Origin of the sequence: Arthrobacter sp. B2I5 (assembly GCF_030816735.1) — a bacterium.
GTDB lineage: Bacteria > Actinomycetota > Actinomycetes > Actinomycetales > Micrococcaceae > Arthrobacter.
The window spans coordinates 2,603,768-2,628,808 of the sequence record NZ_JAUSYF010000001.1; the positions used below are offsets into that span (position 1 = coordinate 2,603,768).

Sequence of the window (25,041 nt, forward strand, 5' to 3'; positions counted from 1 at the left end):
TCAGCGCTTCCGTGCGGAGTCAGGGGCGGTGCCCTGGGCCGAATCCTGGGTGGCTCCCTGCGCGGGAACGCCAACCGCCGGCGCATTGCCGGCCAGGACGCGGTTGCGCCGGATGAAGGGGAACTGCTGGCGGGCACGGCGGGGCAGCGAATAGACCAGGATGGCCAGGATGGTGAACACAATGGCCTTGTCCATGGGATCGGAGATGAGCGCCTGCTTGGTGATGGCGGCCAGGAGGGTGTCGCCCATGGCACGGAAGGCACTGACGATCGCCCCCGTTGCCACGCCCGAGGTTCCGCCGAAGACGAAGGCAGCCACCGGGGCGGAGACCACGCCGGCGATGATTCCGGTAACGAAGCCGGCCACGGGAGCCAGGTAGAAGCGCCGGAACAGGCCGTAGCGTGCTGCCAGCCCGGCCAGGCACCCGATCAGTGCGGCGCCTGCGGCGAACGGAAGCACGGTGGGGTTGAAGAAGGACCAGACGATGCTGCTGAGTGCACCCGTGGCGGCGCCGGCGGCCGGACCGGCCAGGACGGCAATCAGCACCGTGCCGATGGCGTCGAGGTAGAAGGGAACCAGGGTGCTGCCAACGAACTGGCCGAGCACGATGTTCAGGACCAGGGCCACCGGGATCAGCACCAGGGTGGACGCCGGCAGCGTGGGCAGGACGGCGACGATCAGCAGGACCGCGCCTGCCAGGAAGCCGGTGAGGGCGATCAGGGCCGATGCGCTGCCCGGACCTCCGGTGATGTCTGCGGGCTGGTTGAGCACCAGGTAGACATAGGTGGCCGCGATGGCCAGGGCGCCGAGGATCTCCAGGAGCCGGCGGCGGGCCGCGGGGCGTTCCTGGGACGGGAGCGTCAAAGAGGGCGATGACATGGGGAATGTTCCTTTGGGTGCAGGCAATGGCCCGGCAATGCCGGGCCGTCAGTGTGGCTGCCTATGTCACCTCGGCAGCAGCCGGCGGCAACTGCGCCGGGCCGGTCCGTGCCCCATTCTACCGGCCATCCCGGGCCGCGTCCCATGCGCGGTGCCCTGCTGGCCAGGTGCCGCCCGCCTGCCCGTTCAGCCCATCCGGCGGGCCAGCATTCCAACGGCGGAAACCAGCCCGCGGAACGCCTGCTCCGGGTTGTTGCCGGCCACGATCCTGGCGTTGGCGGGCGTGCCCCAGAGCCCGCGGAAGTCGGCCACGGTGGTTCCCGCCAGGAGCGGCGAATCCGTTTCGACGTCTACGGTGGCGGGGCGGGCCGTGAACTCGAGCGTGCCAGCCGCCACTCCTGCGGCGAAAAAATCGTGGACGTGGGCCAGATAGCCCTGGTCGTAGAGCCGGTGGAATTCGAAGTAGAACCGAAGGGCATCCGAAAGGTGCCTGATGAGCGTGTTGTCGGAGCTGCTCCGCTTGCCCTGGGGGTCTTCCGGGAGCACCAGTTCGGGAACGGCGGCGCCTGCAGCCCGGGCCAGCGCCGCGACGTGGGCCGGGCGGAGCTCCATGCGTTCGGTGGTGTCCAGGGAACAGACGATAGGCAGTTTCTGCAACGGTTTTCCGCGGTAGGCAGCGTAAACCTCCTTGGCGGCGTGCGGGTCCACGTGCGTGTTCCACTCGGCAGTGGGGGTGGTGTTGCCCTGATGGTAGAAGGCGCCGCCCATGATCACCACTTTGGCCAGGAGATCGGGAAGTTGCGGTTCCCTGCGCAGCGCCAGGGCGAAGTTGGTCAGCGGGGCGGTGATGAGCGCGGTCAGCTCCCCCGGCCTGGCCCTGGCATGTTCGATCCAGAGATCCACTGCATCGCGTTCGCTGATCCGGCCCTCGGGCTCCGGCAGGACGGCGTAGCCAATCCCCTGCGGTCCGTGGGTCTCAGGGGTGGTCAGCAGCGGGATCGAGAGTGGCTTGCGGGCCCCCACGGCCACCTGGACCCCGGGCCGGCCGCACAGTTCCAGCAGCGCAAGGGTGTTGCGGGCCACCTGGTCCGCGTCCACGTTGCCGGGAGTGGCGGTTACCGCCACGAACTCCGTGTCCGGGAGGGCCGCCAGGTAGGCGAGGGCCAGGGCGTCGTCGATCCCGGTGTCAACGTCCAGGAGGTAGGCGGGCACGGGTGCCTAGAAGAGTGCGACCTTGGGCACGGCCGGGAAGATCCCGTCCAGGGCAGCGAGGTCTTCTGGTGTGGGAACCCAGTTTGCTGCTTCCGCGTTCTGCCTGATCTGCTCCGGCCTGGTGGCCCCGGCGATGACGCTGGCCACCGAGGGCTGGGCGGCGAGCCAGGAGAATGCCACCTCGATCTCGGTCAGCCCGCGTTCCTTCGCGAAGGCGCTGAACCGGCCCAGCTGGTCCCAGTCTGCGTCGTCCACCATATTGGTGCGGGTGTGGCTGAGCCTGGATCCTTCCGGCGCATTGCCCGGGGCGTACTTGCCGGTCAGGAGTCCATTGGCCAGCGGGAAGTACGGCAGGATACCGAGCCCGAATTCCTCTGCTGCCGGGGTCACTTCAAGCTCGGCACGCCGGTCCAGGAGGTTGTAGTGGTTCTGGGTGGAGATGAAGCGGGCGGTACCCAGTTCGCGTGCCACGTACTCCGCCTGGGCGATCTGCCAGCCGGAGCGGTTGGAGTGACCGATGTAGCGGACCTTGCCGCTGCGGACCAGGGCGTCCAGCGCCGCGAGGGTTTCATCGATGGGGGTCAGCGGGTCCGGCGTGTGGAACTGGTAGAGGTCGATCCAGTCGGTGCCCAGGCGCCGCAGCGAAGCCTCCACCGCCTGGATGATGTACCGCCGCGACCCGCGGGCACCGAAGTCGGGCCCGCTGGCGCCCTTCATGTCCATGCCGAACTTGGTGGCCAGCACCACGCCGGAGCGCCGGTTTCCGAGGGCCTTGCCGAGCATGGTTTCGCTCAGCCCGGGCTCGCGGCCGTAGGTGTCGGCGACATCGAAGAGGGTGATGCCGGCATCGACTGCCGCGTGGACGACGGCGTCCGTTGCGTCCTGCGACTCGGTGGCGGTATTGGCACGGCCGAGGTTGTTGCAGCCAAGTCCCACGGTGGAGACGGTCAGGCCTGATTTTCCAACGCGGCGGTAACTGGTCAAGGACGCCTCCTAGAGGGTGAAGCTGCTGGCCGGCTTGGCTGAGTGCTTGAGTTTGTAGTGGTCCGGGTCGCTGTAGGGGGCGGCACCGATGCTGAGCTTGGTGAAGTCCAGGTCCTCGCCGCGGGCGCAGACCTTGATGGCGTTCACAGCCTTGTTCACATCCGGGCAAAGGCAGAAGATGTTGAGCTTGTAGTCCGTGAATTCGGAACGCTCCACCGTGCCAAGGCCCCGCCAGGCGAGGTGGCTGATCAGGGCGTCGGTGGCCTTCTCTTCCAGGTAGCGGTCCCGCTCCGTACCTTCCCGGGTCTTGAGCGCGAACTGCGCCACCACCCAGAACTGCTCCTCTGCGGGGATCTCGGCGAATCCATCCTCCTCGCATTGGGCTGCAAAGGCGTCCAGGAGGCCTTCGGCGGCATCAGCGTCAGGGACATCGGTTTCTTCGGTTTTGCTCTGGTGCCCCACAGCGCCGAAATTCATGACGAACTGCGAGTAGTCCTCGTCGAACCAGGCCTCCCGGAAGTGGAGGGTGCCCTCGTCGTCGCGCTTGTAGACCCTGACAATGCCGCTCATGTGCGTCCTTTTGTAAACCATTCGACGTCGGTGCCGTCGAATGGAGCTTGCTGTGCCTTCACGGCCTGGTACAGGGTGTCCGCCGAGGACTGGATGTCTTCGATCAGTGGCTGCGGGTAGCGCATGGAGACGCTGTGTTCCGCGAATTCGTCCTGGTCGTCGATGAAGACGCCGCGGTCGGCTGTACGGATGACGTCCAGGTCCATGTCGATGACGTGGAACTCGGTGACTGACGGCCGGATCTGTGTCCATTCGTGGCCGACCGCCAGGTCGATGTAGACCCGTACGCCCGCGGGGTGGGCCGAGTCGTAAAAAGTGGCCACCCAGTCGCCCTGGCGCGGCACCAGCAGGACGGCGTCCGAACGCGTGTAGAACGCGGCGCCGGGGCGGGAACAGAACTCGTTGGTGCCCTGGAAGATCCACCACCCGTGCCGGTCTTCGCCAAGGTACCGGCCCGGCACCACCCAGTGGGCCTTGCCGTTCCACTTCCGGTTCCGGGAGACCACCAGCTGTCCGGGCTGCAGTCCATTGGGAACGCGCGTGGTGGTGGTGTGAAGGACCGGTCCGGACTCCCCCGCGGGGCCGGGGTACTTCAGTTCGTCCTCGTCCTTCACAGGATCGGAAGGCTGCCGGTGGTGGGGTGCTGCTGCCCGGGCAAGGGCCGCGCGAACGGAACCTTGGTTCCCAAAACCTGCGCCACGACGTCGTGCGTGATCTGCTGGGCGGTCAGCCCCACGCGCTCCAGCACCTGGTTGCGGGTGCCGTGATCCAGGAACTCCACGGGCAGGCCAACCTCATTCAGGGCCGTGTCCACCCCTGCGGCACGCATCTCCTGCCGGATGCGCGATCCGACGCCGCCGGCACGCACACCGTCCTCGATGCAGATCACCAGCCGGTGGTGGGAGGCCAGCGCAATGATGGAGCGGCGGACCGGGAGGACCCAGCGGGGGTCCACCACAGTGGTGCTGATGCCCTGCGCACCGAGCCGGTTGGAGACGTCAAGGGCCAGTTCGGACATGGCTCCGACGCTGACGATCAGCACGTCGTTCTCGGTTGAACCGGAGGGGCGGCGGGCAAGGACGTCCACGCCGTCGCTCAACCGTTCCAGTGCCTCGACTGCCGGACCCACGGACCCCTTGGAGAAGCGGACCACGCTGGGGGCGTCGCTGATGGCCACGGCCTCGCGGAGTTCCTCGCGGAGCCTGGTGGCGTCGCGGGGTGCGGCCAGGTGCAGGCCGGGAACAATCTGGACCATGGCCATGTCCCACATGCCGTGGTGGCTGGCGCCGTCCGGGCCGGTAACGCCCGCACGGTCCAGGACAATGGTGACGCCGGCCTTGTGGAGGGCGACGTCCATCAGCAGCTGGTCGAAGGCACGGTTCAGGAAGGTGGCGTAGACGGCAACCACCGGGTGAAGCCCGCCGAAGGCCATGCCGGCGGCCGCGGTGAGCGCATGCTGCTCGGCGATGCCGACGTCGATGACACGCTCAGGGTGCTTGGCCGCAAACTTGTGCAGGCCCACAGGGATCAGCATGGCCCCGGTGATGCCCACGATGTCCTCGCGCTCGTCCGAGATGGCTGCGATTTCATCGGCGAACACGGAGGTCCAGGACTGGGCGCCGCCGCTGCCGGTTGGTTCGCCGGTTTCGGGATCGATGATGCCGACGGCGTGGAACTGGTCGGCTTCATGGGCGCGGGCAGGGGCGTAGCCGTGCCCCTTCTCCGTCATGGCGTGGACGATGACCGGGCCGCCGTAGTTCCTGGCAGTGGAGAGCGCGTGCTCCATGGCCTGGAGGTTGTGGCCGTCCACGGGGCCGATGTACTTCATGCCGAGGTCCTCGAACATGCCCTGCGGCGCCCACCAGTCCTTGATGCCCTTCTTCATGGCATGCAGGCTCTTATAGGTGAACTGGCCCACGGGGCCACCGTTCTGGAGCTTCTTCTTCCACCAGTCCAGGGCCCCCTCATAGGCGGGCGCGGCGCGGAAGGAGTCGATGGTGGGGCGCAGGGAGGCAAGGTAGTCGGCGAATCCGCCCACGGTGGGTGCATAGGAGCGGCCGTTGTCATTGACCACGATGACCACGCGGCGCTTCTTGTCCGCGGCGATGTTGTTGATGGCTTCCCACGCCATTCCGCCGGTAAGGGCGCCGTCGCCCACGACGGCGACGACGTGGCGGTCGCCTTCCCCGGTGAGCTGGCGGGCCCGGGAGATGCCGTCCGCCCAGGAAAGGGAGGAGGAGGCGTGGGAGCTTTCGACGATGTCGTGTTCTGACTCGGCCCTGGCGGGATAGCCGGAGAGTCCGCCTTCCTGGCGGAGGGTGCTGAAGTCCTGGCGCCCGGTCAGCAGCTTATGGACGTAGGACTGGTGGCCCGTGTCGAAGACGATGCTGTCGCGGGGAGACTCGAAAATGCGGTGCACGGCCAGCGTCAGTTCCACGACGCCGAGGTTGGGTCCGAGGTGGCCGCCCGTCTGGGAAACGTTCGTGATCAGGAAGTCCCTGATCTCCGAGGCCAGCTGTGCCAGCTGTTCCTCGGTCAACTCGTTCAGGTCCTGCGGATTCCGGATGGTGTCCAAGATTCCCAATGACCCCTCCTTCGGGTGGTAGACGTGCCGTTTAACTCTAACGCCTTGGTTTTGGCTGCAAAGCCGAAGCCCCGGCTGGTCGGTGACCGGCCGGGGCTTCGGGAGGATGTTGCTGCTGGGCAGAAACCGCTAGTTCGCGGAGATCTGGCGCAGCACGTACTGCAGGATGCCGCCGTTGCGGTAGTAGTCCGCTTCACCCGGGGTATCGATGCGCAGGACGGCGTCGAACGACTTCGAGGAGCCGTCCTCCGCGGTGGTGGTGACCTTCAGCGTCTTGGGCGTGGTGCCCTCGTTCAGGGCAGTGACGCCCTCAACCGAGAACGTTTCCGTGCCGGTCAGGCCCAGGCTGGCGGCGTTCTCGCCGGCCGGGAACTGCAGCGGCAGGACGCCCATGCCGATGAGGTTGGAGCGGTGGATGCGCTCGTAGCTCTCGGCGATGACGGCCTTGACGCCCAGCAGGGCGGTGCCCTTGGCGGCCCAGTCACGGGACGAACCGGAACCGTACTCCTTGCCGGCCAGGACCACCAGCGGCGTGCCGGCTGCCTGGTAGTTCTGCGCGGCGTCGTAGACGTAGGCCTGCGGGCCGTCAGCCTGGGTGAAGTCGCGGGTGAAGCCGCCCTCAACGCCGTCCAGGAGCTGGTTCTTGATGCGGATGTTCGCGAACGTACCGCGGATCATCACCTCGTGGTTGCCACGCCGTGAGCCGTAGGAGTTGAAGTCCTTCCGCTCCACGCCGTTGGCCAGCAGGTACTGGCCGGCGGGGGTGTCGGACTTGAACGAACCGGCCGGGGAGATGTGGTCGGTGGTGACGGAGTCGCCGAGCTTCAGCAGCACGCGGGCGCCCGTGATGTCCTTGACCGGCTCCGGCTTCGCCTGCATGCCCTCGAAGTACGGGGGCTTCCGGACGTAGGTGGAGTTCGGATCCCAGGCGAAGGTGTCGCCGGCCGGGGTGTCCAGGGCCTTCCAACGGTCGTCGCCGTCGAAGACGCCCTCGTAGCCCTTGGCGAACATTTCCTTGTCGATCGAGGAATCGATGACCTGCTGGACCTCCACCGGGTTGGGCCAGATGTCCTTCAGGAAGACGTCGTTGCCGGCCTCATCCTTGCCGAGCGGGTCGGTCTCGAAGTCGAAGTCCATGGAACCGGCCAGGGCGTAGGCGATGACCAGCGGCGGGGAGGCCAGGTAGTTCATCTTGACGTCCGGGTTGATGCGGCCTTCGAAGTTGCGGTTGCCGGACAGGACGGCGCTGACGGCGAGGTCGTTGGCCTGGATGGCCTCGGAGATCTCGGCTTCCAGCGGACCGGAGTTGCCGATGCAGGTGGCGCAGCCGTAGCCCACGATGTAGAAGCCGAGCTTCTCCAGGTAGGGGGTCAGGCCTGACTTCTCGTAGTAGTCAGTAACAACCTTGGAGCCCGGGGCGACGGAGGTCTTGACCCACGGCTTGGCAGTCAGGCCCTTTTCGACGGCATTGCGCGCCAGGACGGCGGCGGCGAGCATGACCGAGGGGTTGGAGGTGTTGGTGCAGGACGTGATGGACGCGATGGTGACCGCGCCGTGGTCCAGCTCGAACTCGCGGCCGTCAGCCATCTTCACGGGGACCGGGCTGGAGATGCGCCCGGCACCGCCGTGTGCCGCCGAGTACTTCGGCGGTTCGCGGTCGGTGTCGGAGACGTGGGTTCCGCCGGAGGTGAAGGACGGCGCATCGGAGGCCGGGAAGGTCTCTTCGAGGGACTCGTCCAGGGTGCCTGCGTTGGCGTCGTGCGAGACGTAGTTGAGCAGGTCGTGGCGGAACTCGTCCTTGGCCTCGGTCAGCTCAATGCGGTCCTGAGGGCGCTTGGGGCCGGCGATGGACGGAACAACGGTGGACAGGTCCAGTTCCAGGTACTCCGAGAACTTGATGTCGCGGGACGCGTCGTGCCACAGGCCCTGTTCCTTGGCGTACGCCTCCACGAGGGCGACGTTCTGCTCGGACCGGCCAGTCAGGCGCAGGTAGTCAAGGGTGACGTCGTCGATGGGGAACATGGCGGCGGTGGAACCGAACTCGGGGCTCATGTTGCCGATCGTGGCGCGGTTGGCCAGCGGCACCGCTGCAACACCTTCGCCATAGAATTCGACGAACTTGCCCACGACGCCGTGCTTGCGCAGCATTTCGGTGATGGTCAGCACCACGTCGGTTGCGGTGGCGCCGGCGGGGATGCTGCCGCTGAGCTTGAAGCCAACGACGCGCGGAATCAGCATGGAGACGGGCTGGCCGAGCATTGCCGCCTCGGCTTCAATGCCGCCCACGCCCCAGCCCAGCACGCCCAGGCCATTGACCATGGTGGTGTGGGAGTCGGTACCGACGCAGGTGTCGGGGTAGGCGCGGAGCGCACCGTCCACTTCGCGGGTCATCACGGTGCGGGCCAGGTATTCAATGTTGACCTGGTGCACAATGCCGGTTCCCGGGGGAACCACCTTGAAGTCGTCGAACGCGGTCTGGCCCCAGCGCAGGAACTGGTAGCGCTCACCGTTGCGCTGGTATTCGATCTCCATGTTGCGCTCCAGTGCGCCGGAGTTGCCGAAGGCATCGATCTGCACCGAGTGGTCGATGACCATTTCGGCCGGTGCCAGCGGGTTGACCCGCTTGGGGTCCCCGCCCAGGTCCTTGACCGCTTCACGCATGGTGGCAAGGTCAACCACGCAGGGAACGCCGGTGAAGTCCTGCATAATCACGCGTGCCGGCGTGAACTGGATTTCTGTATCGGGCTCCGCATTCGGATCCCAGCCTGCCAAAGCGCGGACGTGATCGGCAGTGATGTTCGCGCCGTCCTCTGTCCTCAACAGGTTTTCAAGCAATACCTTGAGGCTGAACGGAAGGGCTTCTGCACCTTCAACGGAGTTCAACCGGAAAATTTCGTATTCGGTTCCGGCTACATTAAGTTTGCCTTTTGAACCGAAGCTGTCCACAGTGCTCATCGCAGGACTCCTCTCGCAACAGTTTCATCTTTGTCGCGCGGTTGACCGCCTGCTAGTTAGGACGCCCTAAGTAGTTACAGGGCCCGAAAATTGCACACGGCCGGCCGAGATTACGGGCGCGACGTGGGACTACTACGGCCATCGTAGTCCAAAACCCCCGCGGCATCATGGAGCCGGAGTCAGCAGTGCCACTGTCTCGAGGTGGTGGGTGTGGGGGTACACGTCGAAGGCCCGGAGTCCGGCCAGGTCCCACCCTGAGCGGCGGAAGTAACCCAGGTCACGGGCAAACGACGCCGGGTCGCAGGACACGTAGGCAATGGCCCGGGGCTGCGACGCGACGAGCTGGCCAACAACGGCTTTCCCGGCTCCGGCCCGGGGCGGGTCAAGGAGCAGGGCGTCGAAATTCCGCGGCTTCTGGCGCAGGACCCGTTCCACGCGGCCCTGGACCACCTCCACCTGCGGTGCTGAATGCAGGTTCTTCCGGGCGTCGCGGCTGGTTCCCGGCGCCCCCTCGACCGACAGCACGGACCCCGTCTCCCCCACGGCGTCGGCCAGAACTGCGGTGAAGAGGCCGGCGCCCGCGTAGAGGTCGGCAACCACGGCCCCGGCGTGGAGGAAGTCGCCCTCCCGCAGGAATTCTGTGACAGCCCCCACAAGCGTCCCGGGCGCGTCGCGGTGGATCTGCCAGAAGCCCTCCCCGGTGACCCGGTAGTCGTGGCCCACGGCGGATTCCTGTACCCAGGTCCGCCCCCGGAGCTGCGTCACACTGCCCGTCAGCGGATCAAAGGCCGCCACCGAGGCGTCCTCCGGCACTCCCGCAGCGATTGCCCGCAGCCGTTTGTCCTTGGTTCCGGGTGCCGGGGCCAGGAGCACCAGGGGCCGCGACCCGTTGGCCGGGGCGGCCACCTCGACCCGCTCGATGCCCTGGAGGTCCAGGTCCCACAAGCGCAGCGCGTTGATGGCGCCGCTGGCCAGGGGCATCTCCCGAACCGGGATGATGTCGTTGGAGCGGTGCGCGTGCATGCCCAGCCTGCCGCCGGGGGTGACCGAAAAGCTGGCCCGGGTGCGCCACCCAAGCCCCCTGCCGCCGTCTTGGTTCTCCCCCACGGCTTCCACGCCGCCGGTCCAGACGGGCGGCACCTGCTCAAAACCGGCCAGGCGCGTGAGCTGTTCTGCCAGGACGTCCGCCTTCAGGCTGCGCTGCCTTGCCAGCGTCATGTGCCCGAACTCGGCACCTCCCACCGGCGGATGGCCATGGCTCCATGCCCGGGGGGAATCCGCCGGGCGCCAAAAGTGCTCCACCCGGTCCGGGGAAGCCTCAAGCACCTCGATGACATCCGCCCGCCAGAACTTCGCGTCGTCTCCTGCGTCGGTGAGCCGGACCCGGACTTTTTCCCCCGGAATGGCGTGCCGGACAAAGACCACCCTGCCGCCGTGGCGGGCCACACAGTGCCCGCCATGCGCCACGGGCCCGACGTCGAGGACCACCTCTTCGCCTGCATGGCCGGCGGCCTCGGGTGCCTGCGGGGCATTGGCGGAAGTTCCTGTGGTCACTGCACGTCCTGGAGGTTCTTGGCTTCTTCGGATGATTTGAGCTGCCAGGGAACGCTGGCCACCATGACGCCCGGTTCAAAGTGCAGGCGGGTCTTGATGCGCAGTGCGGTTTGGTTGTGCACCAGCTGCTCCCACCACTTGCCCACTACGTATTCCGGAATGTAGACCACGATGAGGTCCCGCGGGGAGTCCAGGCGCATCTGCTTGATGTAGTCCATGATGGGCGTGACGGTCTCACGGTAGGGGCTGGCGAGGACGGTCAGCGGGACGGGGATTTCAAGCTTTTCCCAGTCGGCGATGGTGTGCGCCGTTTCCTCCTGGTCGATGTCCACAGTGATGGCGTCCAGCCGGGAGGGCCTGGACGCGCGGGCGTAGGCCAGGGCGCGCAGGACGGGCTTGCGGACGTGCGACACCAGCAGGACGGCGTGCACCCGGGTGGGCAGGGCCCGGGGCGAGGAGTCCTCGTCCACCGCAAGTTCCTTGGCCACGTTGTCGTAGTGCGCCCGGATGCTCCACATGATCAGGAACAGGATGAACATGGCCAGCAGGGCAATCCAGGCGCCCTGCTCGAACTTGGTGATCAGGACAATGACCAGCACCAGCGCGGTCATGCCGAAGCCGATGCTGTTAATGGTGCGGGACTTCATCATCCGGCGCCGGACGGCCTTGTCCTTGGCGAGCTTCAGCTCGCGCCCCCAGTGCCGGATCATGCCGAGCTGGCTGAGGGTGAAGGAGATGAAGACTCCCACAATGTAGAGCTGGATGAGCTTGGTGACGTCCGCGTCGAACGAGATGATGAGCACCAGGGCGCCTGCCGCGAGGGCCAGCACGCCGTTGCTGAACGCGAGCCTGTCGCCGCGGGTCCGGAGCTGGCGGGGCAGGTAGCCGTCCTGCGCCAGGATGGACCCCAGGACCGGGAAGCCGTTGAAGGCTGTGTTGGATGCGAACACCAGGATGACGCCGGTGGCGGCCACCACGATGTAGAAGGGGATGCTGCCCGCGCCGAAGATGGTCTGGGCGATCTGGCTGATGGCGGGGTTCTGGACGTATCCCTCCGGCAGCGGATTCCCGTTCAGCAGGAATTCCGTGGCGGGGTCCAGCACGATGTGGACTTTGGTGGCGTTGGCCAGGTAGATGATGCCGGCGAGCATGGCCGCGCCGATCATGCCCAGGAGCAGCAGGGTGGTGGCCGCATTCTTGCTCTTGGGGTGCTGGAAGTTCGGCACACCGTTGCTGATTGCTTCCACGCCTGTGAGCGCCGCGGCTCCGGAGGAGAAGGCCCGGAGCAGCAGGAAGGCACCGGCCAGGCCCACGAGGCCCTGGTCGAAGCCCTCGGCCGGGACGATGGTGAAGGCCGCGGACGGTGCCTCCCCCAACTGCCCCGTTGCGGCCTGGAACACGCCTACTGCGGTCATGCCCAGGATGGATGCCATGAAGATGTAGGTGGGGACAGCGAAGACACTGCCCGCTTCCTTGATGCCGCGCAGGTTGACCAGGGCAAGGATGACGACGCCGATAGTGGCGATGACGGCCTGCTCACCGTGCAGCGATGGTACGGCAGTGGTGAGGTACGCGGCTGCCGAGGACATGGACACGGCCACGGTCAGGACGTAGTCCACCAGGAGGGCCGAGGCCACCGTCAGGCCGGCGTACTTGCCCAGGTTCACGTTCGCGATCTCGTAGTCGCCGCCGCCTGATGGGTACGCGTGGACGTTTTGCCGGTAGGACGCGACGACGGTCAGCAGCACCACCATCACGGCCAGGCCCACCAGCGGCGAGATAGCAACGGCGCTGACGCCTGCCAAGGCAAGGGTCAGGAGGATCTCGTCCGGCGCGTAGGCTACGGAGGAAAGGGCGTCGGAGGCGAAGATCGGCAGAGCGATCTTCTTGGGAAGCAGGGTATGGGCCAGCCGGTCGTTCCGGAACGGCCGTCCCACCAGCACGCGTTTGACGGCGTTCAGTATTGTCAACACCCCACAAAGCTAGTCTGAATCGCGGACGATGTCATGACGGCTCCGGGCCAGGCCTCACAAGGGCCATGCCGGTAGAGTTCTAGCTGCACGATCCTGACTTACATATGGAGGAGATACGGTGGCGCATTTCGTGATCATGGGATGTGGCCGGGTGGGGGCAACGCTGGCGCACACGCTGGAGGATGCCGGGCATTCCGTGGCCATCATCGACCAGGACGACCGCGCCTTCCGCCGGCTCCGCCAGGGATTCACCGGACGGAAAGTCACCGGAGTCGGCTTTGACCGGGACACCCTCAAGCAGGCGGGGGTGGGTGAGGCCTACGCCTTCGCCGCAGTCTCCAGCGGTGACAACTCCAACATCCTGGCCACCCGGGTGGCCCGTGAGACCTTCCACGTACCTCACGTCGTCGCCAGGATCTACGACCCTGGACGGGCAGAGATCTACCAGCGCCTGGGCATTCCCACGGTGGCCGCTGTCCGGTGGAGTGCCGACCAGGTGCTGCGCCGCATCCTTCCCGAACAGCACCTCGCGGGCGACTTCCGCGAACCCTCCGGACGCCTGGTCCTGGCCGAACTGGAACTCGATGCCGGCTGGATCGGGCACCGCGTCAGCAGCATTGAGAAGGCTGCCGATGTCCGCGTGGCGTACCTGACCCGCTTCGGCGAGGGCCTGCTGCCCGACGCCGGGACCGCGTACCAGGACGGCGACACCGTGCACGCCATGCTGCAGGTGGACCGCAGCGCCCAGATCGCACAGATCCTCGCCAAAGCCCCCGCCAAGGAGTACCAGTGAAAGTTGTTATTGTCGGCGCGGGCAGCGTCGGATCGTCCATCGCCAGGGAGCTGCTGGCGCACAAGCATGAGATCCTCCTGATCGACCTCAAACCCGAGGTGATCGGACGCAGCGGCCTGCGGGGCGCCCATTGGCTGGTGGGGGACGCCTGCGAGCTCTCCACGCTTCAGGGTGCCAAGGTGGAGGATGCCGACGTGGTGGTCTCCGCCACCGGCGACGACAAGGTGAACCTGGTGGTGTCCCTGCTGGCCAAGACCGAGTTTGGGGTTGGCCGCACCGTTGGCCGGGTGAACAACCCGAAGAACGACTGGATGTTCAATGATTCGTGGGGCGTCGACGTGGCCGTGAACACCCCGCAGCTGATGACCGCCCTGGTGGAGGAGGCGGTGGAGATCGGCGACCTGGTCCGCCTCCTGACGCTTCAGACCGGAGTGGCGTCCCTGGTGGAATTCACCGTTCCGCACGATTCCCACGTCATCGGCATGACCGTAGGCGACATCCACTGGCCGGAGGACGCCACGCTGGTGGCGATCCTGCGGGACCAGGCACCCATCACGCCCAGCCGGGACGACGTGATCGACGGCGGCGACGAGCTCTTCTTCGTCACCACCATCGCCGCTGAGGACGGACTCCGGGAGCTGCTCTCCTCCGCCCCCGGCAGCATCGAGACCGGTGAGGCTGCGGAGAGTGCCCAGCCCGCTGCCGCCGGCAGCCACGGACATGCTCAGGACGACGACGGATTCGACGGCTAGGTCCGCCGCCGCACCCGTGCAGCGGCGCACCTGGGCGTCACGCGGTCTGGTCTGCGCCGGCTTCAGGTTCCGCCGGAGCAGGCCGGGTCACCAGCCAGGCTACCCAGACACCGAGGATGTACAGCGGCGCCCCCATGATGAGGCGGGTGGTGGCGAGGGCAGCCAGTCCGTCCGTTCCCATCAGGTAGAGGGGCACCTGCACGATGAGCCGCAGCGCCAGGACAGCCACGATGATCCAGGTGCCCAGGCGGTACGCCCTGACCCGGTCAGGGTCCTTGCGCCACTCCACCCCTTCGTTGCGGATGAAACCGAAGAGGAGCCCGGCCACCGGCCACTTGACCGCAATTGAGATGACCATGGCCAGGATGTAGGCAGCGTTCGTGAAGAAGCCGGGCAGGTAGAAGTCCTCGGCCTTGCCGGTGGTGTTGGCCAGCCAGGCGGAAATGCCCACGCCCACCACGCCCGCCAGGGCCTGGGTGAGGGGGCGCCGCTGCATCAGGCGGACAACGGTGAACACGGCCGCGGATGCCAGGGCTGCCACCAGCGACAACGTGAGCTCGCGGGTGATGGTGAACGCCACCAGGAACACGAGGCCGGGAACGATGCTCTCGGCAATGCCCTGCACTCCCCCGGCGCTGCGCAGGACGTCCACCCGGCCATCGTGGGTGCGGCGGAGCCCGGCCTTTGCGGCGTATTCTGCGGCGAGGCCGGCAACCGGGGATGGACCGTGAGCCTGCGGCGTGCCCTCCTGTGCTCCGCCCGGCCGGGCAGGACCGGAGGGCTGTTGTTCGGGCTCTTGGGCGGTCATTCGTGCTCCTGGCGGGACAGTATCTCGTAGCGGGGATTGAAGATGGTGGGCATGTCTTTGCCCCGGGCCAGCATCCCCTCAACCCGGATCTGTGCGCCTGCTTCGATGCCGGGCACACGGTGGCGGCCCAGCCAGACGACGCGGAGGCGCGGGGGCCTGCCCCGCCTCGGACCAGTGGCGGGACGATCGGCGTCGTCCTCGGAAAGGATGGCACTGAATTCGGGGTTCCGGTCGGCGGGGACGAACGTCACTGATTCGACGTGCCCCTGGCACATGACGCGTCCCTTGTCCGGAAGTTGCCCCAGCGGGGTAAGCCCGCCGGATGCATGGACCGGGTGGTCGTGGGGAGGCTCAGCCGATCTGGGTAATTTCGGGACCACGTTCGGGCTCCTCCAGGGTGGGCGCGGCGGGCGGAGGAGTGGCGGATGCGTCCTTGGGCAGCCTCAGCTGCAGGAGGTCGCGCGGCGGCATCGGACTGTCGCCGCGGACCACCACCACCTGCCGGAACAGTGCCTCCAGCGGTTCCGCGGCGGCGCGCTCCAACGCCGCGGGTCCGCCCAGGACGCCGCGCAGGAACCAACGGGGACCATCGACGCCGATGAAGCGGGCTACGCGGTAGCCCTGGCTGCCGTCCGGAAGCCCCGCGGGCAATTTGGCCACGAGTTCGGTGCCGAAAGCCCCTTCCACCTCTTCAACCTGGCCGCCCTGCGCACCCACCGACTGGCCGATCTGTTCGCGGATCTCGTCCCACAGGGTCTCGGTCTTGGGCGCCGCGAAGGCCTGCAGCTGAAGGCTGGAGCCGTTGAGGTCCAGGGTCACTGCCACCACCCGCTGCGTGGCCTCTTCCACTTCGAGGCGGAGCTGAAGGCCCTCGCTGGGAGTGATCAGCAAGGCTCCGAGGTCCACATAGCCGTCGCGGCTGCTGATCTCGGCCTCGTCGAAGGGGCCGTCCTGGCGGCGGGCGCCGGTGGCGGATGGGCTTTCTTCACCCTCCGCAACGGTGAGCTCATCGGCCGGCTCTGCCGGCTCTTCGTTCTTTGCTTTCCTGCCGAACCCAAAGACCATGGGTGACTCCTTAATTCCGAAAATGTGCCAGTCCTGAAACCTGACGGCGGAACTTTGGAGGTTCCGCCGTCGTGCATGCCGGTGTGGCAGCGGTGCAGCCTGAGGTCAGGCTCCGGGGAGGTTGAACCCGCCGGTGGAGCCGAAGCCGCCCGTGCCGCGCACGGACCCGTTCAGTTCGCTGACAGGAATGAATTGGGCATGCTCCACCCGCTGGATGACCATTTGGGCAATTCTATCGCCGCGCCGCAGCTCTATCGGCTGGGACGAATCGGTGTTCAGCAGCGTTACCGAGATCTCGCCCCGGTAGCCGGCGTCAACGGTGCCGGGGGCGTTCACAATCGTCAGGCCGTGCTTGGTGGCCAGGCCGGACCGGGGGTGGATCAGCGCCACGAAGCCGTAAGGAAGAGCGATGGCGACGCCGGTGGGGACCAGTTTGCGCTCCCCGGGCATCAGGACCACGTCCTCGCGGGCACGGAGGTCTGCGCCCGCGTCGCCCGGATGCGCGTAGGACGGCGCCTCCAGCTCCGGATCCAGCATCTTCAACTGGACCTGCAGGGTGGGAGCTGCAGGGGCGGGCAATGCTGCGTCCGGGACGAGGTCTACCGTGGCGGGATGATCAGTCACAGTCACTCACTCTAACCCGCGCTCCCAAATCGCTCCTAGGGAAGCCGCGGCCGGAAGCCGGGCGGGGGTGCCTCTCCCAAGGTGAAATAGCGGGCCAAAGGTGGAAAGCTGGGGCTATGCCCGATTCAAGCCCGTCTGCGTCCGTTCCCAGCACACCCTCCGCCGGCATGGCTGTTATTTACAGGGAGAAGCTGTGGCCGAATGCCTGGATCTGGATTATTGCAGCCGGCGTCTCGGCGGCGGGCATCCTGGTTTTTGCCCCGATCAGCATGGCGGCGGGCTACACCGCCGCATTGGTGCTCTTCGCAATCATCGCTGTCCTCCTGGTTCTTTCCACCCCCGTCATCATGGTCACGGCGGACACCCTCACCGTTGGACGGGCCACCATTGAGCGCCGTTTCGTCGGCGCCGTACAGGAGTTCAGGGCCGGCGAGGCGACGGCGGAACGGGGCACCCGGCTCAACGGGCTTGCCTACCTGTGCATCCGGGGCTGGATCGACCCCGTCGTGAAGATCGAGATCACCGACCCCGCCGACCGGACCCCCTATTGGCTGGCCTCGACCCGCCATCCTGATCAGCTGACGGCAGCCCTGACGCGGCGCTGACGCTGCCTGGCTGCCCGGCAGCCGCCCGAACACGCCTTTCCGGCCTGGTTCCAGCGGAAAATCACGGCGCGCCCTGCTCCTTGAGCCAATTCCCCGCCGCCGGATGGCAGAGTTTCGATTGATAGTAATGCCAGGGTGGAGGATTTGTATGCAGGATCTACGGCTTGTAGGCGTGCACGACGACGGGACGCATCTCCTGTTGAGCGGGGCCGGCGGCGAGATGTTCCAGCTGCCGATCGATGAGGCCCTCAGAACGGCCAGCAGGTCCACGGCCAAGCCGCGGGCGGAAAGGCCTGCCGTTCCCATGTCCCCCAGGGACATCCAGGCGCGGATTCGTGCCGGGGCAACGGCGGCGGACGTCGCGGAATTGTCCGGGATGCCGCTTGCCAAGGTGGAACGCTACGAGGGCCCGGTCCTCGCGGAGCGCGAATACGTTGCCCAGCAGGCGCGGAAAGTCGAAGTCGCGGCGCCCTCCCCCGGCCATGACATCTACCGCTCCGCTTTCGGTGACAACCCGGCGACTTTGGGCGACATGGTGGCCCACCGCCTGTCCGCCCACGGCATCGATCCCTCAACAGTGGAATGGGACTCCTGGCGGCGCCAGGACGGTACATGGACTGTCTCGGCAAGCTTTGAGGCCAAGTCCGGCGGCACCTCTGGCATTGGCGAGGAGCCGCCCGCGCTGTGGACGTTCAATCCGGGACGGAAGTCACTGCAGAACACCAACCGGTGGGCGCAGCAACTGAGCGAGCTTGAGCCGCTGGACGGACCCGTTCCTGCCCGCCGGCTCACCGCGGTTTCCGACCGCCCCTTTGATTTCGAGACGGATGCGGATGCGTCCAAGACGCCAGCCGGCGCCCAGGGGGTGCCCGTCCAGGATTCCAGCAAGGAGTCAGACGGCCTCCTGGACATGCTCCGGTCACGGCGCGGCCAGCGGCTGGGCGTGGATGAGGACTCGGACGACGCATTGGCGCTGCTGCTCACGCATGGCGTGCCTGCCGCCCATCCCCGCCCTTCCGAGGTGCCGGCCGAACCCGAGGCAGAGGAACCGGATGCGCAGGACGACCAGCAGGATGCGCCGGCAGCCCAGGGCGAGTCCTTCATCAGGCGCAGGGACACCAGGCCCTCCATGCTGTCCAGGCTCAGCCTCCTTCCGCCCCACCGCGACAACCACGATGATGCGCTGCGGCTTCACGACGGCGTGAGCACCGACACGAGGGAAATCACCATTGCGGCGTCCCCGCAGAAACCCTCGGGTTCCGTTCCCGCGGCAGGTCCCGGAACGTCCGGCGGAGCCGGACTGGATGAACTGCTCGGCAGCAATCCCCGGCGCCCGGCCGCAAAGCAGGACGACGCTGCCCCCTCCACCGGACAGCTGCCGGAGACTGAGGCGCCGGAACGGCCTGCACGGCCCAAGCGGTCCAGCGTGCCGTCCTGGGACGAGATCGTTTTCGGTACCCGGAGCGACTAGCCAGCCCAGGCTCCCTTATGGCTTAGGTCACGTGCTAGGCTCCCCAGCACGTGCCGCATGCAAGGCACCATCCCCAGGAGGTTTGCGGTGCCGGACACAACCTGCCACATGTCAGTCTCGCTGGACGGTTTCGTCGCAGGGCCGGACCAGAGCCGGGACAACCCGCTGGGCCGGCGGGGGCTGGAACTGCATGGCTGGCACATCGGTGACCCCCGGGCGAACGATGCCGACAAGGTGGCCAGCGAATGGCTGATGCGCCCGCGTGGCGCATATGTGATGGGCCGGAACATGTTCGGCCCCATCCGCGGGGACTGGGATGAGGAATGGAGCGGTTGGTGGGGCGCCGAACCGCCGTACCACGCCCCTGTCTTCGTTCTGACGCATCACCGGCACGGCCCCATCCAGATGGAGGGCGGGACTACCTTCCACTTCATCACCGGCGGTTTCGACGCCGCCTACGCTGCAGCCAGGGAAGCCGCCGGGAACAACGGCGTGGATATCGCCGGCGGAGCGTCGACAGTCCGGCAGGCGCTGGCCGCCGGCGTGGTTGACGAGCTCACCCTCGACATTGCACCGGTCCTGCTCGGTTCAGGGGAACGGATTTTCGACGGCGTTGAATCCTTCGGTTTCGAGCCCGTCGAGGTGCTCCACTCGCCGCTGGCAACCCACATCCGCTACCGCAGGGTCAGTTAGCAGCTACCGCCGCGCGAGATGACACTTAACGGCAATGCACCGCGCCACGACTGCCGTTAACTGCCATCTCGCGGGCTCTCCCCCGGTCCGCCTGAGCCCCGCCACAGGCAGGCATCCACATCGAACGGCAGCAACTGGTCCTGCTGGGCCATCAGGCTGGCACCGTGCGCCGTCACCCGCCGCATGAAGTGGCGCCGGCACAGCGTCTCGTAGCCCACTACCGGCACATGCTCCGCGTTGGGGGCGGCGGCAGCCTCAACCACCATGTCCACGTCGCCCACCACAACCTGCGCGCCCTCGGTGACCATGACGCCGTCGACCGTCCTGGCGTTATGCGTGGCGCGCCGTCCGCACCAGCACAGCGCCTCAACCTGGAGCACCTGCACGCGGTCGGCAAGCTCGATGAGCCGTTGTGAACCCGGGAACAGCCGGGTGCGGAAGTCGGCCGTGATGCCGAAGGCAAAAACGTCGACGTCGATTTCGTCCACCACCTTGGCCAGCTGCTCCACCTGCTCCGGAGTGTAGAACTGCGCTTCGTCGCAGATCAGGTAGTCAACGCGCCGGCCCTGGGTGCGGCGGAGCATCACTTCCTCCCAGAAGTCGGTGCTGTCCAGCACCTCCACGGCGTCCGTCTCCAGGCCCAGCCGGCTTGAGATCCGTGACTCCCCGGCCCGGTCGTTGCGGCTGAAGCGTACGCCGCCGCGGCCGCGGGCCCGGTGGTTGTAGTCCATCTGCAGCGCCAGGGTGGATTTGCCGCAGTCCATGGTGCCGGAGAAGAAAATGAGTTCAGCCACGCCGGCGGTTCCTTCCTTCAGCCGTGAAGCACAGCAGCGGGACCTCCCGCTCCGCCTTCGTCAGCGAGCCGTGCTGGCCCACCACTTCCATGGCAGTGGGCCGCATGCGCCGGCCGTCGTAAAGCGCGACGGCGTCGCGGGCAGCGATCATCACGTCACCGATCCTGCCGGCAACAGCGGGCCGGACGTCACCAAAGAGTCCCCCGGCAATGGCTTCCTCACGCGTGAAGGCCCAGACCCGGTCGCCGAACCGCGCCTTCCACGCGGCAAGCAGCCTGTCCCGCACGCCTGCATCAGCTTCCAGGTCCGCCTCTTCAAGGTACAGGTGCACCATGCGCGGTTCCCCGGCCGTGTGGCGGACGCCGTCCACCAGCTCCGGATGGGTGGAAAAATCGATCCGCTGGGTTTCCGGGACGTCCAGCATTCCGTGGTCCGCGGTGAGCACAATGGTGGTCCCGGCGGGGAGCGAGGAGTTGAGCCGCTTGACCGTGGCATCGAGCTCTTCCAGCTGGTGCTCCCACTGCTCCGAACGGCAGCCGTAACGGTGGCCTGCCTTGTCCAGCTCATTGACGTAGAAGTACATGAGGGACGGGCCGGACCCTGCCATGGCCTCGGCGGCGGCGGCAGTCCGGGCGTGGGCCGTGGTCCCGGAGATGAACCTGCCGCCGCGCAGGGCAGCCCGGGTCATCGGCGAGCCGTCGAACTGGGCGAGGCTGACGGTGCTGACATCCACCTGTCCGGCGATTTGTTCGAAGACTGTGGGAAAAGGCTGCCACGCGGCCGGGTCAACACCCGGATCCCAGTTCCCCAGCAGGTTGACCACCTTGTCCTGGTCTGGGTCCAGGACGTCATAGCCCACCATGCCGTGCTGGCCGGCGGGAAGTCCGGTCCCAAGGCTGGACAATGCCGCTGCCGTGGTGGAGGGGAAGGCGGAATCCAGCCACACGGGGACCTCGCCCTGCCCGGCCTGCATCACGGACCGCAGGAAGGGCGTATGGGCTGCCTTTTGCTTCAGCAGGTTCCGGCCCAGTCCGTCGGCGAGGACTATGCAAACCCTTGATGCGGCCGGGAATCCCAAGGCGTTGGTGAAGCCCTCCACGCCGATGCTGGCTGCGGCGCTGGTGAGGACTTCCGCGATGGAACGCTGTCCGTAGGCGGGTGCGGCTGGAAGGTCGGCAGTGCGGCCGGTGGCTGCGGTTTCCTGGAGGGCTGAGGGGCGTTCTTCCGGCATCTCAGCGCTGCTGGTGCCCGCGGCTGAGCCGGTTGCCGAACACCCCGGCACGCGGCCGCGGCGCCATGGACTGGGCGTGGGAAACGGGAGTGGCGGAACCGGTGTTGACCGCGCGCAGGGCCCTGGCGAAGAGCTTGGCGTCCTGCACCGCCTGCAGCCCGTCAGCCTCGGCGCTGATGCGCAGCACGATGTCTTCCTGGGCGATGGTTCCGGTGTAGCCGTGGTCAGCCTCGCACTGCGGATCGCCGCAGCTGGCCGGACCCATGTCCAGCCGCTGCCCACCGGACCACGCAATGGACAAGGTGAGTTCCCGGACCGGGTCCGAAGGCTTGTAGTTCTGCGGCTGGGCGTACATGTAGCTCAGGACCACCGACCGGATCTGGGCCACGGGGACGGACTCGGTGGAGATCTGTGCGACGATCTGCTCCCCCGCCTCATCCAGCTGCTGGTCGTCCACGTGGGTGATCACCAGCATGTCCGCGGTGAGGACCAGCACGGTGATGTGGCGGCGCACCTCCGCACGGTCAAAATGGGTTTCCAGGTGCACCAGGTGGGCCACGCAGTCCCGGCCGTCCAGCGCGTCATCGACGACGTCGGACACCAGGGGCGGGTAGAACCCGGCCTTCTGCAGCGCATCTTCCAGGCTCTGGCCCTGGATTCCGTGGTTGTGTGAGCTGTGCTGGCGGACTGCCTGGTTTTCGTTGCCGGGCGTTTCGGGCGCCGAAGCGGGAGGCTGGAAGCTCATGCCCCCATTTTCACAGATCGTCCGGTGACTTGCTAACCGCGTCAGCCCAGCATGGCCCGGCGCGCACTGTCAGTGCGCTGCGCGGCGTTGCCGATGCGCACGTCGGCGGCGAGGATGGTGATTCCCGACGTGCCGCACAAAACAGGGTTGAATTCCACCAGCGCGATCTCCGGGTGGTTGTCCTTCATCCATGCCAGCCGGCCGGCCAGGTCCTCCAGCGCCGGCACGTCCACGGCCGGCAGGCCCTGGTAGCCGAAGAGCTTGCGGGACGCCCTGGGGGCCCGGACGAAATCATGGACGTCCGCCGCGGAGAGCGGCGGTACCCGGTGCGACCAGTCGTCCAGGAGGTTGACGGCGTCGCCGGCGAGGCCAAACGAGATGACAGGGCCCAGCAGCGGATCCTCGATGGCGCGGAAGGTACAGGCCTGCCCCACGGGCGCCATGGCCTGGACTTCCAGGACCGGATCGCCATAGGCGGCGAGCGCCCGCCGCATCTGCTCCACGTTCTGGCGCAGCGACTGGGCGTCCTCGATGCCGAGGCGCACCCCGCCCAGGTCCAGCCGGTGCCGCAGTGCGGGGTCGGTGGTTTTCAACACCACCGGCCAGCCCAGTGCGTCTGCTGCCGCCACGGCCTCATCCGGGGTGGTGAACCCGGCGGAGGGCAGGACGGAGATGCCGTAATGCCCCAGCAGGGAAGCAGCCGCGGCGGGGTCCAGCTGCTTGAGCTGTTCGCCTGTGACGTCCCCCAGCAGGACGTCCAGTTCGGCCTCCGCCTGCCGGGGGTCGCAGCCGGCGGGTTCGACGAACTGCCCCTGGTCCCGGGCCGCCCACTCCGCGTACCTGACCACGGCCGCGAGCGCGGCCACGGCGGCGCCGGGGTTGGAAAAGCACGGGACGGTGCACTCCTCCGCCCCCACCAGGCCTTCCACGTTGATGGCGGGGTCCAGGATGCCGGTGAACGCTGCCACCACGGGTTTCCCGGCACTGGCCGAACATTCGGCGAGGACCTGCGCCACGGCGTCGGCGGTCAGCCCGCGGGCCGGAAGCAGCGCGGCGACGGCGGCATGCACGGTATCCGAGGCCAGGGCGTCAAGGAGGGCCTTCCGCAGTGCGGGCAGTGCCACCGACTGGCCGGCATCGAGGTCCAGCCCGGAAACCACCCGGGCCACTCCCAGCCCATGCGCTGCGGCGCTGTCCGCCACCACGTTCCCCAGCGCCTGGGAGTTGCTGAAGATGGCCACGTCCGGTCCTGCGGGCAGGGGCTGCCCTGACACCACCTGGGCCACGTCCACCAGCTGTTCCACCGTTTCCACCCGAATCACGCCCGACTGGCGCAGCATGGCATCCAGCGCCCCGGCCGGCGCCTGCGTGGTCCGGACCGCGTGTCCGGGCGGCAGGCGGAGTCCCATGGTGTCCGACTTGGCCACGATGACCGGCTTGGTGCGGGCCAGCCGCCGTGCGATGCGGGAGAACTTGCGCGGGTTGCCGATCGATTCCAGATACAGGCCCACCGCGGACGTGTCGGCGTCGTCCTCCCAGTACTGCATCATGTCGTTGCCGGAGACGTCGGCCCTGTTGCCCGCCGAGAGGAGGCTGGACAGCCCCAGCCGGCGCCGGCTGGAGGCGGCGTACAGTGAGACGCCGATGGCCGCCGACTGGCTGAACAAACCCAGGCCGCCGCGCCGCGGCATGGTGGGCGCCATCGAGGCGTTCAGGGACACGTCCGGGTGGGTGTTGGCGATGCCCAGCGATGCCGGGCCGATCACGCGCATCCCGTTGGCCCGGGCCTGGCGCACCAGGGCGCGCTGGCGCAGAAGGCCCCGCCCGCCGTCGTCCGCGAAGCCTGCCGAGGCGATCACCACTCCCTTGACGCCCGCGGCCGCACACTCCGCCACGACGCCCGCCACTTCCTCATAGGGGACGGCGATGATGGCCAACTGGACGGGTTCGGGAACTTCGGAGAGCTTGCCGTACGACATCATCCCCGCCAGCTCCAGCGCTTCCGGGTTGATGGCGTACACGGACCCGTGGAAGCCGCCCTCGATGATGTGCTCGAGCAGTTGGTACCCCACGGTGCCCCACTTGCGGCTGGCACCGATCACGGCAACGGACGACGGCGCCAGCAGCTCCCGGACGCTCCTCGCCTCGGCGCGGTGCTCGCGGGATTCCATCACGGCGCGTGATTTCTCGGTGGGGTCGATGTTGAACTCCAGGCTCACCACGCCGTCGTCGAAGTGGCGCTTGACGTCGTAACCGGCGTCGGAGAAGACCATCAGCATCTTGCGGTTTTCCGGCAGAACTTCCGCGGTGAACTTACGGATCCCGTTTTCGTGCGCGGCGGCGGCCAGGTGCTCCAGCAGGATGGAGCCGATTCCCCTGCCCTGGTGGGCGTCGGCAATGTTGAAGGCGACCTCTGCCTCGGTGGGATCGGAAAGCCGGTCGTAGCGGCCGATGCCAATGATTTCCCCGTGGATGGTGATGACGAACGCCACCCGGTCCTTGTAGTCCACTTCCGTGAAGCGCTTGAGCTCCTTGGCGGACAACCTTGCCTTGAAGGCAAAGAAGCGCATGTAGATTGAACTCTGCGACTGTCCGGTGTGGAAGGCCTGCACCGCGTCCGCGTCCGACGGGTGGATGGGCCGCAGGTGCGCTGTCCCGCCGTCGCGCAGGACGACATCGGCTTCCCAATGTTCCGGATATTCGCCGTCCCCGGGCTGATCCACCATAGGCTTAGCCTAGCCAAAAACTA

At 67.2% G+C, this 25,041-nt stretch carries 22 protein-coding genes; 5 read left to right on the plus strand and 17 right to left on the minus strand.

The window, feature by feature from the left end; genetic code table 11:
• The 9 genes from QFZ60_RS12295 to QFZ60_RS12335 all read right to left on the minus strand — a co-directional run bounded on the left by QFZ60_RS12295 (nt 1) and on the right by QFZ60_RS12335 (nt 12,711).
• Entirely contained in the window at nt 1-879 is an 879-nt protein-coding gene (locus tag QFZ60_RS12295) for an ECF transporter S component (RefSeq protein ID WP_307090744.1), read from the minus strand.
• 186 nt (nt 880-1,065) lie between these two features.
• Entirely contained in the window at nt 1,066-2,091 is a 1,026-nt protein-coding gene (locus QFZ60_RS12300) for a nucleoside hydrolase (RefSeq protein WP_307090745.1), read from the minus strand.
• Between the two features lie 6 nt (nt 2,092-2,097).
• Nucleotides 2,098-3,075 (minus strand): aldo/keto reductase, encoded by a 978-nt coding sequence (locus QFZ60_RS12305; protein WP_307090746.1) that lies wholly within the window; start codon nt 3,073-3,075, stop codon nt 2,098-2,100.
• A gap of 9 nt (nt 3,076-3,084) precedes the next feature.
• Complete coding sequence (locus QFZ60_RS12310; RefSeq protein WP_307090747.1) at nt 3,085-3,645, minus strand: hypothetical protein; 561 nt, start codon at nt 3,643-3,645, stop codon at nt 3,085-3,087.
• Entirely contained in the window at nt 3,642-4,259 is a 618-nt protein-coding gene (locus QFZ60_RS12315; protein ID WP_307090748.1) for a DUF402 domain-containing protein, read from the minus strand. Before QFZ60_RS12315 ends, QFZ60_RS12310 begins: the two co-directional genes overlap by 4 nt.
• The gene (gene dxs / locus QFZ60_RS12320) at nt 4,256-6,229 is read right to left on the minus strand and encodes a 1-deoxy-D-xylulose-5-phosphate synthase (protein ID WP_307090749.1); all 1,974 of its coding nucleotides are present in this window, start codon (nt 6,227-6,229) and stop codon (nt 4,256-4,258) included. The genes QFZ60_RS12315 and dxs overlap by 4 nt, the downstream gene beginning before the upstream one ends.
• A gap of 129 nt (nt 6,230-6,358) precedes the next feature.
• Complete coding sequence (locus QFZ60_RS12325) at nt 6,359-9,184, minus strand: aconitate hydratase (RefSeq protein ID WP_307090750.1); 2,826 nt, start codon at nt 9,182-9,184, stop codon at nt 6,359-6,361.
• 165 nt (nt 9,185-9,349) lie between these two features.
• Nucleotides 9,350-10,738, minus strand: a complete 1,389-nt coding sequence (locus QFZ60_RS12330; RefSeq protein ID WP_307090751.1) for a class I SAM-dependent RNA methyltransferase — start codon at nt 10,736-10,738, stop codon at nt 9,350-9,352.
• Nucleotides 10,735-12,711: an APC family permease gene (locus tag QFZ60_RS12335; protein WP_142121401.1), complete on the minus strand. Its 1,977-nt coding sequence runs from the start codon at nt 12,709-12,711 to the stop codon at nt 10,735-10,737. The genes QFZ60_RS12330 and QFZ60_RS12335 overlap by 4 nt, the downstream gene beginning before the upstream one ends.
• A 118-nt stretch (nt 12,712-12,829) precedes the next feature.
• Here QFZ60_RS12335 and QFZ60_RS12340 point away from each other — a divergent pair, with 118 nt between their 5' ends.
• Together QFZ60_RS12340 and QFZ60_RS12345 are read left to right on the plus strand one after the other, a co-directional pair.
• Entirely contained in the window at nt 12,830-13,504 is a 675-nt protein-coding gene (locus tag QFZ60_RS12340; RefSeq protein ID WP_142121399.1) for a TrkA family potassium uptake protein, read from the plus strand.
• The gene (locus tag QFZ60_RS12345) at nt 13,501-14,256 is read left to right on the plus strand and encodes a TrkA family potassium uptake protein (protein ID WP_307090752.1); all 756 of its coding nucleotides are present in this window, start codon (nt 13,501-13,503) and stop codon (nt 14,254-14,256) included. Before QFZ60_RS12340 ends, QFZ60_RS12345 begins: the two co-directional genes overlap by 4 nt.
• Before the next feature lie 37 nt (nt 14,257-14,293).
• Here the strand turns inward: QFZ60_RS12345 and QFZ60_RS12350 are convergent, their stop codons facing one another.
• The 4 genes from QFZ60_RS12350 to dut form a co-directional block, all read right to left on the minus strand.
• Entirely contained in the window at nt 14,294-15,064 is a 771-nt protein-coding gene (locus QFZ60_RS12350) for a DUF3159 domain-containing protein (RefSeq protein ID WP_307090753.1), read from the minus strand.
• Entirely contained in the window at nt 15,061-15,339 is a 279-nt protein-coding gene (locus QFZ60_RS12355) for a hypothetical protein (RefSeq protein WP_142121393.1), read from the minus strand. Before QFZ60_RS12355 ends, QFZ60_RS12350 begins: the two co-directional genes overlap by 4 nt.
• 76 nt (nt 15,340-15,415) lie before the next feature.
• Nucleotides 15,416-16,129, minus strand: coding sequence for a DUF3710 domain-containing protein (locus QFZ60_RS12360; protein WP_307090755.1), 714 nt, complete (start codon nt 16,127-16,129; stop codon nt 15,416-15,418).
• Nucleotides 16,130-16,234: 105 nt separating this feature from the next.
• Nucleotides 16,235-16,753, minus strand: coding sequence for a dUTP diphosphatase (gene dut, locus QFZ60_RS12365; RefSeq protein WP_307090756.1), 519 nt, complete (start codon nt 16,751-16,753; stop codon nt 16,235-16,237).
• 116 nt (nt 16,754-16,869) lie between these two features.
• On the opposite strand from dut, the gene QFZ60_RS12370 reads away from it, so the two are divergent.
• From QFZ60_RS12370 to QFZ60_RS12380, 3 genes are all read left to right on the plus strand, one after another.
• Nucleotides 16,870-17,358 carry a DUF3093 domain-containing protein gene (locus tag QFZ60_RS12370; RefSeq protein ID WP_307090757.1) on the plus strand — a complete coding sequence of 163 codons (489 nt, stop codon included), beginning with the start codon at nt 16,870-16,872 and terminating at the stop codon, nt 17,356-17,358.
• A 148-nt stretch (nt 17,359-17,506) separates the two neighbouring features.
• Complete coding sequence (gene sepH / locus QFZ60_RS12375; protein ID WP_307090758.1) at nt 17,507-18,829, plus strand: septation protein SepH; 1,323 nt, start codon at nt 17,507-17,509, stop codon at nt 18,827-18,829.
• Between the two features lie 87 nt (nt 18,830-18,916).
• On the plus strand, nt 18,917-19,522 hold the full coding sequence (locus QFZ60_RS12380; protein ID WP_307090759.1) for a dihydrofolate reductase family protein: 606 nt from the start codon (nt 18,917-18,919) through the stop codon (nt 19,520-19,522).
• A gap of 56 nt (nt 19,523-19,578) precedes the next feature.
• On the opposite strand, the gene QFZ60_RS12385 is transcribed toward QFZ60_RS12380, so the two are convergent.
• From QFZ60_RS12385 to QFZ60_RS12400, 4 genes are read right to left on the minus strand one after another with little or no spacing between them, the layout of a single operon-like run.
• Complete coding sequence (locus QFZ60_RS12385) at nt 19,579-20,316, minus strand: thymidine kinase (protein WP_307090760.1); 738 nt, start codon at nt 20,314-20,316, stop codon at nt 19,579-19,581.
• Complete coding sequence (locus QFZ60_RS12390) at nt 20,309-21,547, minus strand: alkaline phosphatase family protein (RefSeq protein WP_307090761.1); 1,239 nt, start codon at nt 21,545-21,547, stop codon at nt 20,309-20,311. Before QFZ60_RS12390 ends, QFZ60_RS12385 begins: the two co-directional genes overlap by 8 nt.
• 1 nt (nt 21,548) lies before the next feature.
• The gene (locus tag QFZ60_RS12395) at nt 21,549-22,292 is read right to left on the minus strand and encodes a DUF5998 family protein (protein ID WP_142121377.1); all 744 of its coding nucleotides are present in this window, start codon (nt 22,290-22,292) and stop codon (nt 21,549-21,551) included.
• Nucleotides 22,293-22,333: 41 nt separating this feature from the next.
• Complete coding sequence (locus tag QFZ60_RS12400; protein WP_307090762.1) at nt 22,334-25,018, minus strand: bifunctional GNAT family N-acetyltransferase/acetate--CoA ligase family protein; 2,685 nt, start codon at nt 25,016-25,018, stop codon at nt 22,334-22,336.
• Between the last annotated feature and the right edge of the window lie 23 nt (nt 25,019-25,041).

Excerpts from the sequence above, each read along its gene's own strand:
- QFZ60_RS12295 (WP_307090744.1), bottom strand. The coding sequence starts at position 879 with ATGTCATCGCCCTCTTTGACGCTCCCGTCCCAGGAACGCCCCGCGGCC.
- QFZ60_RS12310 (WP_307090747.1), bottom strand. The coding sequence starts at position 3,645 with ATGAGCGGCATTGTCAGGGTCTACAAGCGCGACGACGAGGGCACCCTC.
- QFZ60_RS12325 (WP_307090750.1), bottom strand. The coding sequence starts at position 9,184 with ATGAGCACTGTGGACAGCTTCGGTTCAAAAGGCAAACTTAATGTAGCC.
- QFZ60_RS12350 (WP_307090753.1), bottom strand. The coding sequence starts at position 15,064 with ATGACCGCCCAAGAGCCCGAACAACAGCCCTCCGGTCCTGCCCGGCCG.
- QFZ60_RS12355 (WP_142121393.1), bottom strand. The coding sequence starts at position 15,339 with ATGTGCCAGGGGCACGTCGAATCAGTGACGTTCGTCCCCGCCGACCGG.
- QFZ60_RS12360 (WP_307090755.1), bottom strand. The coding sequence starts at position 16,129 with ATGGTCTTTGGGTTCGGCAGGAAAGCAAAGAACGAAGAGCCGGCAGAG.
- QFZ60_RS12370 (WP_307090757.1), top strand. The coding sequence starts at position 16,870 with ATGCCCGATTCAAGCCCGTCTGCGTCCGTTCCCAGCACACCCTCCGCC.
- sepH (WP_307090758.1), top strand. The coding sequence starts at position 17,507 with ATGCAGGATCTACGGCTTGTAGGCGTGCACGACGACGGGACGCATCTC.
- QFZ60_RS12390 (WP_307090761.1), bottom strand. The coding sequence starts at position 21,547 with ATGCCGGAAGAACGCCCCTCAGCCCTCCAGGAAACCGCAGCCACCGGC.
- QFZ60_RS12395 (WP_142121377.1), bottom strand. The coding sequence starts at position 22,292 with ATGAGCTTCCAGCCTCCCGCTTCGGCGCCCGAAACGCCCGGCAACGAA.
- QFZ60_RS12400 (WP_307090762.1), bottom strand. The coding sequence starts at position 25,018 with ATGGTGGATCAGCCCGGGGACGGCGAATATCCGGAACATTGGGAAGCC.